Raw genomic sequence first — 10,132 nt, 5'->3', positions numbered from 1 at the left:
CAGCCGGCCGCCGGGTACTTCCAGTACTCCGGCTACTACAACTGGCTGTTGAAGGAGAAGCACCCCGGCTCCGCTCAGAAGGTCGGTGTCATCGCGGGTGACACGCCCGTCACCAAGGTGATGTCGGCCCAGTTCGAGGAGGCGGTGACAGGCCTCGGGGGCAAAGTCACCTACACCGACCTGTACCCGGCGTCCGGCGTCTCGGACTGGACCCCGTACGCCCAGGCGATCAAGAAGGAAGGCGTCCGGGGCCTGGTCTTCCTCGGGGACTTCGCGAGCCTCGCCAAACTGGAACAAGCCCTCACCGGCATCGACTACGCACCCGACTGGATCGACGCCAACTCCAACGCCTACGGCCCGGCCTTCCCCCAACTCGCGGGCACGGCTCTGGCCGAGCAGCACAACTACGCCGAACTGTTCGCCACGGCACCGCTGGAGAGCGCGGCCGACAACCCCGCCACCCAGAAGACCATCGACCTGTTCGAGAAGTACGCGCCCGACAAGGAAGTCACCTACCCCGTGCTGCGTGCCTTCTCCGCCTGGCTGCTGTTCGCCACCTCCGCCCGCGACTGCGCCACCCTCACCCGCGCCTGCGTGTACGAGAACGCCCGGAAGCACACCGACTGGACCGCGGGCGGACTGCAAGCCCCCTTCGACCTGACCTCGAAGGAACCCGGCACCTGCTTCTGGGTCGTGGAAGCCACCGAGAAGGGCTGGCAGTCGGCGGACTTCAAGCCCGACAAGGGCGCCTTCCGCTGTGACGGAGCCGTCTACAAGTACAAGAACGACTACGGCAAGCCCGCCACCCTCGCCTCGGTCGGCAAGTCCATGTCCGACCTGACCTGACCCGACCCGACCTGACCTGAGAACGGGAGCTGAGTGACGTGAAGGTACGCGTCGACCCCGAGCGCTGCCAGGGGCACACCCTGTGTGCCATGCGCGCCCCGAAAGTATTCGAACTGAGCGAGATCGACGGCCATTCCTCCCCGATCAGCGAGGAGGTCCCCGAAGACCAGCAGGACCAGGTGGTGGAGGCCGTCCGGTCCTGCCCCGAGCGAGCGGTCAGCGTCTTCTGAGGGGAACGGCAGCCGTCACGAGGAGAAGGCACACATGAGCGCATCCGAGCCGCACGACGACACCCGCAGGCAGCCCCGCGTCCACTTCGACCGGCACGCACCCGAGTACCGCGACCAGTTCGAGGAACAGACCCGCGCTTTCCACGCAGGATGCCCGCTCGCCTGGTCCGACACCTACGACGGCCACTGGGTGGCCGCCGGCAACCGTGAACTGCTGGCCTTCGCCCGCGCCGGGGACAAACTCTCCAACGACCACGACGTGAACGGCGAGCGTCGCGGCTACCAGGGCATCAGCATCCCGGCACCGGCCCGGGGCAGGGGCTTCCGCGGAGGCTTCCTGGAGATGGACCCGCCCGAACAGCGCGCCTATCGCCAAGCCCTCAACCCGTACCTCTCCCCGGCGGCCATCGCCCGTTGGATCCCCTTCATCGACGACGTCGCCCGCGCCTGCATCGACGAGAAGATCGAATCCGGGCGGATCGACTTCGTCGACGACCTCGCCAACATCGTCCCGGCCGTCTTCACCCTGGCCATGATGGGCATTCCGCTGGAGAAGTGGCAGCTCTACAACGAACCGGCCCACGCCGGTGTCTACACCCCGCCGAACTCCCCGGACATGGCCCGGGTGGCCGAGGCCCACATGGCCATGCTCAGGGATATCGCCGCCACCCTCCACGAGGTCCGCGCCCGGCCGCGGCCGGGACTCGCCGATGCCCTCGTCCGGCTGGAGACGGATGGCGAGGCCCCGTCCGACACCGATCTGGTCGGTGCCATGGCGCTCCTCATCGGCGGCGGCTTCGACACCACCACCGCGCTCACCGCACACGCCCTGGAGTGGCTTTCCCAGCACCCCGACGAGCGCAGCCGCCTCATCCAGGAGCGCGACACCCTGCTCGACACTGCGACGGAGGAGTTCCTCCGGTACTTCACACCGGCCCCGGGCGACGCCCGGACGGTCGCGGAGGACTGCGAGATCGCCGGCAAGGAGTTCAAGGAGGGCGACCGACTCTGGCTGTCGTGGGCGATGGCCAACCGCGACCCGGCCGTCTTCCCCGACCCGGACCGTGTCGACCTCGAACGCGGTGGCAACCGGCACACCGCCTTCGGTCTCGGTATCCACCGCTGCATCGGCTCCAACGTGGCCCGCACGGTCTTCAAGCGGATGATGATCCAGGTCCTCGACCGCATCCCCGACTTCGTCTGCGACCCCGACGGCACCGTTCACTACGACACCGTCGGAGTCATTCAGGGCATGCGTCACCTGCCCGCCACCTTCACGCCGGGCAGGCGCCTCGGCCCCGGTCTCGACGAGACACTGGTGACCCTCCAGCAGGCATGTGAGGAGCAGGGGCTGGCCGAGCCGGTGACGGTGCGCAAGGCGGAGGCGAAAGTCCGTTGAGCGTGTCACCTGCGCACACCGCCCGTCCGCGGCCGCAGGCGGACCAGGAGACCGAGTTCTTCTGGGCCTCCGGCCGTGACGGGCGGCTCCGCTTCCGCTCCTGCACCGCCTGCTCGGCCCTGATCCACCCTCCCCAGCCGGTCTGCCGCCGGTGCCGCGGCCAGGACACCGCGGTCCGCGAGGTCTCCGGCCGGGCCACCTTGATCGGTTTCACCGTCAACCACCGCTTCCCCTTTCCGGGCCTGCCCACCCCGTTCGTCGTCGCCCAGGTCGCCATCGAGGAGGACCCCCGGGTCCGTCTGACCACCAACCTCGTCGACTGCGCGCCTCAGGACCTGCGCCTCGGCATGTTCATGGAAGTCGTGTTCGAGCAGGTCGACGACGTCTGGCTGCCGTTGTTCCGGCCGGCCGCCGACCAGCCGGCCCCGGCCCCTCTCCCGCCCGACGACCCGGCGCCCGAACGCATGCGGGCTCACGTCCGCCGCACGCCGGCCACCCGGAAGTTCGAGGACCGTGCCGTCATCAGTGGCGCCGGCGCCTCCCGGATCGGCCGTCGCCTCATGGCCCCGCCCCTCCACCTCACCCTGGAGGCGTGTGAGAAGGCAGTCGCCGACGCCGGGCTCGCCCTCGACGACATCGACGGCCTGTCCACCTACCCCGGTGGCGGCGCGTACGGCGGCTTCGCCGAGGGAGGCGTCACCGCGCTGGAGTCGGCCCTGGGCATCCGACCCGTCTGGCACAACGGTGCCGGGGAGACCTTCGGTCCCGGCGGCTCCGTGATCGCCGCCATGCTCGCGGTGGCCGGCGGGCTCGCCCGGCACGTGCTCTGCTTCCGTACCGTGTGGGAGGCGACCCACGCCGAACTCGTCCGTCAGGGAAGGATCCAGCTCCCCCGCGCAGGAGCGGCCGACGGCTGGTTCAAGCCGTTCGGCGCCGTCTCGCCCGCGATCATGCTGGCGATGAACGCCCAGCGGCACATGCACCGCTACGGCACCACCCGTGAGACGCTCGGCTGGATCGCCCTCAACCAGCGTGCCGGTGCCACCCTCCACCCCGACGCCGTCTACCGCGATCCGCTCACCATGGACGACTACCTGTCGGCGCGTACCATCACCACACCTTTCGGCCTCTACGACTGCGACGTCCCGTGCGACGCGGCCACCGCGGTCGTCGTCTCCGCCGCCGAGACCGCTCCCGATCTGCCGAAGGCCCCGATCCGTATCGAGGCCGTGGGGACGCAGATCGTGGAGCGCCCCGAGTGGGACCAGGCCACGCTCACCCACGAACCCCAGGTACTGGGCCAGGCCGCCCACCTGTGGACCCGCACCGAACTGCGCCCCGCCGACGTGGACGTGGCCCTGCTGTACGACGGCTTCACCTTCAACTGCCTGTCCTGGATCGAGGCGCTCGGCTTCTGCGGCATCGGCGAGGCCCGCGACTTCCTGGACGGCGGCCAGAACATCGCCCGCGACGGGACCCTCCCGCTCAATCCGCACGGCGGACAGCTCTCCCACGGCCGCACCCATGGCATGGGCCTGCTCCACGAGGCCGTTGTCCAGTTGCGCGGTGAGGCCGGCGCCCGCCAGGTGAGGGACGCGCGGACGGCTGCGGTTTCCAGCGGCGGGCTCACCCCCAGCGGCGTACTCCTGCTCAGGACGGACGGATGACCTCCACCGAACCCGAACTCGCCACCGGCGTCCACCGGGAGGTGGCGGACGTGTACGGGGTGCCCGCCTCCGCCCTGGTCACAGAGGTGACCCGCCCGCGAGCCGTGATCGTGGCTCTGCACGGCGGCGCCACCACCTCCACCTACTTCGACCATCCCGGCCACCCGAGGCTCTCACTGCTGCGCACCGCTGCTGCGGCCGGCTTCACCGTCATCGCTCTCGACCGCCCCGGCTACGGCAGTTCGGCCGGACACGAGGAGCGCTTGGAGGCACCCGAACGGCGCACGGACTTCGCGTTCGCCGCCGTCGACGCGTTCATGGAGGGCCGGGACGGCGGCCTCGGTGTCTTCCTCTGGGCGCACTCGGCGGGCTGCGAGCTGACCGTCCGGATGGCGAGCGACCCGCGCGGCGGTGATCTGCTCGGCGTGGAACTCGCCGGCATGGGCCGGACCCACCACCCCAGGGCCCTCGCCGCGATGGAGGAGTGGCGGCGTGACCCCGCCCGCACCCGGCCCGATCTGCGCCACGCTCTGTGGGACCCGCCGCACGCCTACCCGCCCGACGTCTACGGCGGACGTGGCATCGGAGCCACCTCGCCGTCGTACGAGGGCCGCCGGGAGGGGTGGCAGGACGAGTTCGAACGGCTCGCCGCCCGTGTGCCGGTACCGGTCCACATCACGCTCGCCGAGTACGAGCAGGTGTGGATGAACGGGCCGCAGGGACTGGCCGACCTGGCGTCGATGTTCACCGGGACGTCCCGCTTGGTGCTGCACGAGCAGGCGGGCGCCGGTCACAACACCAGTGTCAGCCGCACCGCCCTCGCCTACCACCTGCACGTTCTGGCGTTCGTCGAGGAGTGTGCCCTCGGCGTACCGGCCCTGCCGACGGAGGAGGGGCGGGACGATGGGTGAGCCCACGGACGCCGCCCTGCTGCTCGTCCGGGTCGTCCTGGGCGCGGTGATGGCGGCGCACGGCTGGAACCACTGGCGCGGTGGAGGAGGCATCGCCGGCACGGCGGGCTGGTTCGCCGGCCTCGGGCTGCGCCGCCCGCGTCTGCAGGCGTGGTGCAGCGTGGTGACGGAGATCGGAGCGGGCGCGCTGCTGGCCGTGGGGCTGTTCACCTCACTGGCCTGTGCCGCCGTCCTGTCGGTGATGCTGGTCGCCGGGCTGCTCGCGCACCGCCCGCACGGCTTCTTCGTCTTCAAGGAAGGCTACGAGTACGTCCTCGTGCTGGGTGTGCTCGCGGTGGCACTCGGGGCGTGGGGGCCGGGGGAGTACGCCGTCGACACGGCGGCGGACCTCGCGGTGACCGGATGGGCGGGTGCGGGTGTGGTGCTCGCCGTGGCGGGGGTGGCGACGGGCGGGTTGCTCGCCGCCTTCTGGCGGCCTCGGGAGACGACATGAGAGGACGACATGACATGCGGGTCGGTTTCATCGGACTGGGCAGTCAAGGCGCGCCGATGGCACGGCGGATCGTCGAAGCGGGTTACGAGACGACGCTGTGGGCACGCCGCATCGCCACGCTCGAACCCTTCGCGGACACCGGGGCCGGGACCGCTGGTTCACCTGCCGAGCTGGCGGCCGCCAGCGACGTGGTGTGCCTCTGCGTCGTCGACGACGCCGACATAGAACAGCTGACCACCGGGGGCGACAGCGTCTTGGCCGGAATGCGCCGGGGAGGCGTGCTGGTGGTGCACTCCACCATCCATCCGGAGACCTGCCGTCGTCTTGAGGAACGCGCCCGTGTTCAGCGGGTCTCGGTGCTGGACGCACCGGTGAGCGGCGGCGGACGGGCCGCGGAGAAGGGCACTCTGCTTGTCATGGCGGGCGGTGACCCCCAGGTCTTCGCCTTCTGCAGACCGCTGTTCGCCACCTACGGCGATCCTGTTGTCCACCTCGGTCCGACCGGCTCCGGACAGGTGGCGAAGCTGCTCAACAACGTTCTGTTCACCGCTCAATTGGGGATCGCTGCTGATGCTCTCCAGCTGGGAGGCCGACTGGGACTGGACACCGAGGGGCTGGGCCGGCTGCTGTCACGCGGCAGCGCCGCGAGTTTCGCCCTCGAACGGGTCGTCGACGCCGGCGGCACTCTCCAGCGCATCGCCTCGCACGCGGGTGGGCTGCTGGCCAAGGACGTACGGCTGTTCGCTGACATCGTGGAGACCGCCGACGCCGACGGCGAGGCGCGACGGGACCCGGTGCGGGAAGCGGCTCTCTCGGCCCTGAAGGCCATGGGACGGTGAAACCGGGGGCGGGGGCGGTCATGCCCGGCTCCCTCGCTCCGGCCCGGCGGGATGCGTACTGTGTGCGGGCACCGGCCAACGGCGGAAAGGCATGACGTGGGTTCTGCGAGGCGTCAGGACATCCTGGAGGCGGCACTGGAGGTGTTCGCCGAGCGCGGCTTCAAGAATGCCTCGATCGACGCGGTGGCCGAGCGCGCCGGGCTGACCCGGCAGGGTGTGATGCACTACTTCCCCAGCAAGAAGCGGCTGCTCCTGGAGATGCTGGCCTTCCGGGAGCAGCTCAACCGCGAGCACCTCGACCGCGAGCACCTGGCGGACCATCCGGTCGGTGAGGACCTGCCCGCCGATTTCGCGGCGGCAGTCGCCTTCGAACAGAGCCACCCCTCGTTCGCCACCGTGTACAGCGTGGTGATGGCCGAGGCGGTCACCGGCCAGGAACCCGCCCGCGGTTACGTGGGAGACCGCCTGCACTCCCTCCAGGCTCACCTCACCGCCCGCCTGACCGAGCGCTACGGCGAGCGGCTGCCCAGCGGCCTGAGCCCGTCGACCGCCGCCACCGCCGTCCTCGCCCTGGTGGAGGGCATCCACCAGTGGTGGCTGATGGATCCGGAACCGGACGAGGACCACTATCCCGGGATCGTGCGGGACACGCTGTCGGTCCTGTTCGGCTTGACGGAGGACGGGCCTGGGAGCGAGGACGGCGGCGGCCCCCGTCACGCCCCCGTCGTGAACGGGTAGACACGGGTGAAGTCAGCACCCGGTTCGGCGGCGGCGAACGCCTCCCGCACGGCGTGGGTGACCGCGGCCAGTGCGGCCACGCCGCCCAGGGTTCCGGTCTCCCGCAGGTACAGGCCCACATCCTTGCTCATCAGCGTGTTGCTGAACCCGGAGGCGTAGCGGCCGGTCAGCACCTCGTCGGGGAACTTGTCGGCGGTGGCCCCGCTGCGTCCGCTGGAGGCGTTGAGGACCTCCAGCATCACGGCCATGTCCAGCCCCGCCGCCCGCCCGAAGGCGACGGCCTCGCTGGTAGCCGCCAGTGAGACCGCGGACAGGAAGTTGTTGGCGAGCTTGAGCGTCGGCAGCCAGGCGCACCCCTCCGGAGGCGTGCGCCGTCCGTCGATCCAGTGATCGTGAGAGCCGTCAAGGCCTGCCTCCATATGTGAGAGTTGTGCTAACGATAACGAAGAATGTCATTTCCGGAAGAGGTCGGTGCGCTGTGAATGCACCGGAGAGGGAGGCCGCCGTGGAGCTCGGTTTCGTCGGTTCGGGTCGGATGGGGCGCCCCATGGTGCGGCGGCTCGTCGAGGCCGGGCACCGGGTGCGGGTGTACGCGCGCGGCGCTGAGGCGCGCCGGGCTCTCGCCCGCGACGGTGCGGAGCCCGTCGCCTCGCTCGCCGCCGCGGTACGCGGCGCGGAGGCCCTCTTCGTCTGCGTACTCACAGATGCCCAGGTGCGAGAGCTCTGTTTCGACGAGGAGTTGCTTCCGGTGCTCCTCGGCGGCCCGGTGCTCGCCGTGCACACCACCGGTGACCCGCGTACGGTCCGAGCGCTGGCCGACCGGGGCGTCGACGTGGTGGACGCGCCTGTCAGCGGTGGTCCCCACGACATCGAGGCCGGCCGCCTGACGGTCTTCGCCGGGGGGGAACGGCATGCCGTGGAGCGGGTACTGCCCGCGCTGAACGCCTACGCCGACCCGGTTCTGCACGTCGGCGGGCCCGGTGCGGGCCAGAGTGTGAAGCTGCTCAACAACGCGCTGTTCGCCGCCCAGTTGGGTCTGCTCGCGCAGGCGTCACGGCTTGCGGGGCGGCTGGGCGTCGAAGAGGGCGTGCTGCTCGACGCGCTGTCGCACGGCAGCGCGTCGAGCAACGCCTCGACGGCGTCCGCTGCGCGGGGCGGGGTGGGCGGGCTGGCCGTCAGCGCCGGAGCCTTCCTCCGTAAGGACCTCCGGGTGGTCACCCGTCTGGCCGGAGAGCTGGGGCTGTCACTCGGCGCCATGGAGCCCGCGGTACGGGCTCTGGGGGAACTGCTGCCCGTCGACGGTGACTGATGGCCCGGGGCGGGAGGCGGGGCAGGGTTCGCTCACCGCATTTGATAACGCTATTCTCCGATTAAGAGATCGCTGTTATCGTCGTTGCGGTCGACCGTGCGGAGGGGGAGACGGGGGCCGGTCGGCGACCGCGCGGTGCCGTGCGCCCGGCGCACGGCACCGCGCGCCGGCGAAGACGCCGTCCGGAGTGCCGGCCGCCGCGTCCTGTGAAGTCCAGCGAGCAGACATGGAGAGTCCCTCATGGCCCACGTCCTCACCGCCACGTCCCCCTCGCCCGGCCGACGCGCCGGAACTGCCGCGTGATGGCGCCGCGGGAGAGGGGACCGCGCCCGCCCGTGCTGCTGCGCGCCGCACGGCTGCTCGACATCGACAAGGGCGAACTCGTCGAGCCCGGCGCGCTGCTGGTCACCGGCGAGCACATCACCGAGGTGGGCCGGCCGGACACGCTCCTTGAGGGCACCGTGGTGCGTGACCTCGGGGACGTCACTTTGATGCCCGGTCTGATGGACATGGAGGTCAACCTCTTCCTCGGTGGCCCCGACCACCGCAGCCCGCTGATCCCGGTGCAGGAGGACCCGGCCGTGCGCACCCTGCGCGCGGTGGCCAACGCCGGCCGGACCCTGCGCCGCGGCTACACCACCGTGCGCAACCTCGGTCTGTTCGTGCAGACGGGCGGGGTGCTCCTCGATGTCGCGTTGAAGAAGGCGATCGACCTCGGCTGGGTCGAAGGACCACGCGTGGTGCCTGCCGGGCACGCCATCGCTCCGACCGGTGGCCACCTCGACCCGACCATGTTCCAGGCGTTCGCCCCCGGTGTGCTGCCGCTCACCGTGGAAGAGGGCATCGCCGACGGCGTGGCGGAGGTGCGCAAGGCGGTCCGCCACCAGATCAAGTACGGCGCGCAGGTGATCAAGGTGTGCGCGTCCAACGGGGTCATGTCACACACCGGCCCCACGGGCGCACAGCAGTACTCGGACGAGGAGCTGCGCGCCATCGTCGACGAGGCGCACCGGGCGGGCCTCATGGTCGCCGCGCACTGCATGGGCGACTCGGCGATCCGGGCCGCTGTCGAGGCCGGCGTCGACTGCGTCGAGCACGGCTTCCTGGCAAGCGACGCCACCCTGGACCTGATGGTGGAACGCGGCACGTTCCTGGTCGCCACCACCTACCTGACCGAGGGGATGAACACCGAGCACGCCGATCCCGTCCTCAAGGCCAAGGCGACCGACGTCTTCCCACGGGCCCGCGAGTCCACGTCCCGCGCGATCCGGCGCGGCGTCCGGATCTGCCTCGGCACCGACGCCCCCGCCATTCCGCACGGCAGGGGATCCCTGGAGATGCGCGCCCTGGTGGACCGGGGCATGACGCCCCTCCAGGCGCTGCGCGCAGCCACCACGGTCGCCGCGGACCTGATCGGCGCCGACGACCGGGGACGTCTGGAACCCGGCCTGCTCGCGGACGTGATCGCCGTGCCCGGGAACCCGCTCGCGGACGTCTCCGTCACCGGGTGGGTGTCGTTCGTCATGAAGGGCGGCCAGGTGTACCGCGACGACACGCCGGAGCCCTGACCCCCGGACCGCCCGGCCGGCCGAGCCGCAGGAAGCCGGGGGCGCGCGCCGGCCGCGACCCCGCCCCACGACGGACGGTGAGGGATCCGCAGGGGCCGAGCTGCTGCCGGCCGGCCCGCTCGCGTCACGGCT

11 protein-coding genes are annotated in these 10,132 nt (G+C 71.1%); 10 read left to right on the top strand and 1 reads right to left on the bottom strand.

Going from position 1 to position 10,132, the window contains the following annotated elements; genetic code table 11:
* From VN520_RS17645 to VN520_RS17610, 8 genes are all read left to right on the top strand, one after another.
* The coding region (locus VN520_RS17645) for an ABC transporter substrate-binding protein (RefSeq protein ID WP_325747886.1) at nt 1–846 on the top strand (846 nt) is incomplete at its 5' end.
* Nucleotides 847–884: 38 nt separating this feature from the next.
* Nucleotides 885–1,076 (top strand): ferredoxin, encoded by a 192-nt coding sequence (locus VN520_RS17640; RefSeq protein ID WP_325747885.1) that lies wholly within the window; start codon nt 885–887, stop codon nt 1,074–1,076.
* A 34-nt stretch (nt 1,077–1,110) separates the two neighbouring features.
* On the top strand, nt 1,111–2,475 hold the full coding sequence (locus VN520_RS17635; protein WP_325747884.1) for a cytochrome P450: 1,365 nt from the start codon (nt 1,111–1,113) through the stop codon (nt 2,473–2,475).
* A 2-nt stretch (nt 2,476–2,477) separates the two neighbouring features.
* Entirely contained in the window at nt 2,478–4,142 is a 1,665-nt protein-coding gene (locus VN520_RS17630; protein ID WP_325747887.1) for a thiolase C-terminal domain-containing protein, read from the top strand.
* Nucleotides 4,139–5,053: an alpha/beta fold hydrolase gene (locus VN520_RS17625; RefSeq protein WP_325747883.1), complete on the top strand. Its 915-nt coding sequence runs from the start codon at nt 4,139–4,141 to the stop codon at nt 5,051–5,053. Before VN520_RS17630 ends, VN520_RS17625 begins: the two co-directional genes overlap by 4 nt.
* The gene (locus VN520_RS17620) at nt 5,046–5,546 is read left to right on the top strand and encodes a DoxX family protein (RefSeq protein ID WP_325747882.1); all 501 of its coding nucleotides are present in this window, start codon (nt 5,046–5,048) and stop codon (nt 5,544–5,546) included. Before VN520_RS17625 ends, VN520_RS17620 begins: the two co-directional genes overlap by 8 nt.
* Nucleotides 5,543–6,385, top strand: a complete 843-nt coding sequence (locus VN520_RS17615) for an NAD(P)-dependent oxidoreductase (protein ID WP_325747881.1) — start codon at nt 5,543–5,545, stop codon at nt 6,383–6,385. The genes VN520_RS17620 and VN520_RS17615 overlap by 4 nt, the downstream gene beginning before the upstream one ends.
* Nucleotides 6,386–6,481: 96 nt before the next feature.
* A complete protein-coding gene (locus tag VN520_RS17610) occupies nt 6,482–7,123 on the top strand; it encodes a TetR/AcrR family transcriptional regulator (protein WP_325747880.1) in 642 nt (213 codons plus the stop codon).
* Here VN520_RS17610 and VN520_RS17605 read toward each other — a convergent pair.
* Nucleotides 7,099–7,542: an NAD-binding protein gene (locus VN520_RS17605; RefSeq protein WP_325747879.1), complete on the bottom strand. Its 444-nt coding sequence runs from the start codon at nt 7,540–7,542 to the stop codon at nt 7,099–7,101. The two genes, VN520_RS17610 and VN520_RS17605, sit on opposite strands and share 25 nt — an antisense overlap.
* 59 nt (nt 7,543–7,601) lie before the next feature.
* On the opposite strand from VN520_RS17605, the gene VN520_RS17600 reads away from it, so the two are divergent.
* Both VN520_RS17600 and VN520_RS17595 read left to right on the top strand, forming a co-directional pair.
* Complete coding sequence (locus VN520_RS17600) at nt 7,602–8,432, top strand: NAD(P)-dependent oxidoreductase (protein WP_325747878.1); 831 nt, start codon at nt 7,602–7,604, stop codon at nt 8,430–8,432.
* 335 nt (nt 8,433–8,767) lie between these two features.
* Nucleotides 8,768–10,000 (top strand): amidohydrolase family protein, encoded by a 1,233-nt coding sequence (locus tag VN520_RS17595; protein WP_325747877.1) that lies wholly within the window; start codon nt 8,768–8,770, stop codon nt 9,998–10,000.
* The last annotated feature ends 132 nt before the right edge of the window (nt 10,001–10,132 follow it).

It is taken from the genome of Streptomyces sp. (genome assembly GCF_035563135.1).
Classification (GTDB): Bacteria; Actinomycetota; Actinomycetes; order Streptomycetales; family Streptomycetaceae; genus Streptomyces.
This window is presented reverse-complemented; position numbering and strand designations above follow the sequence as displayed.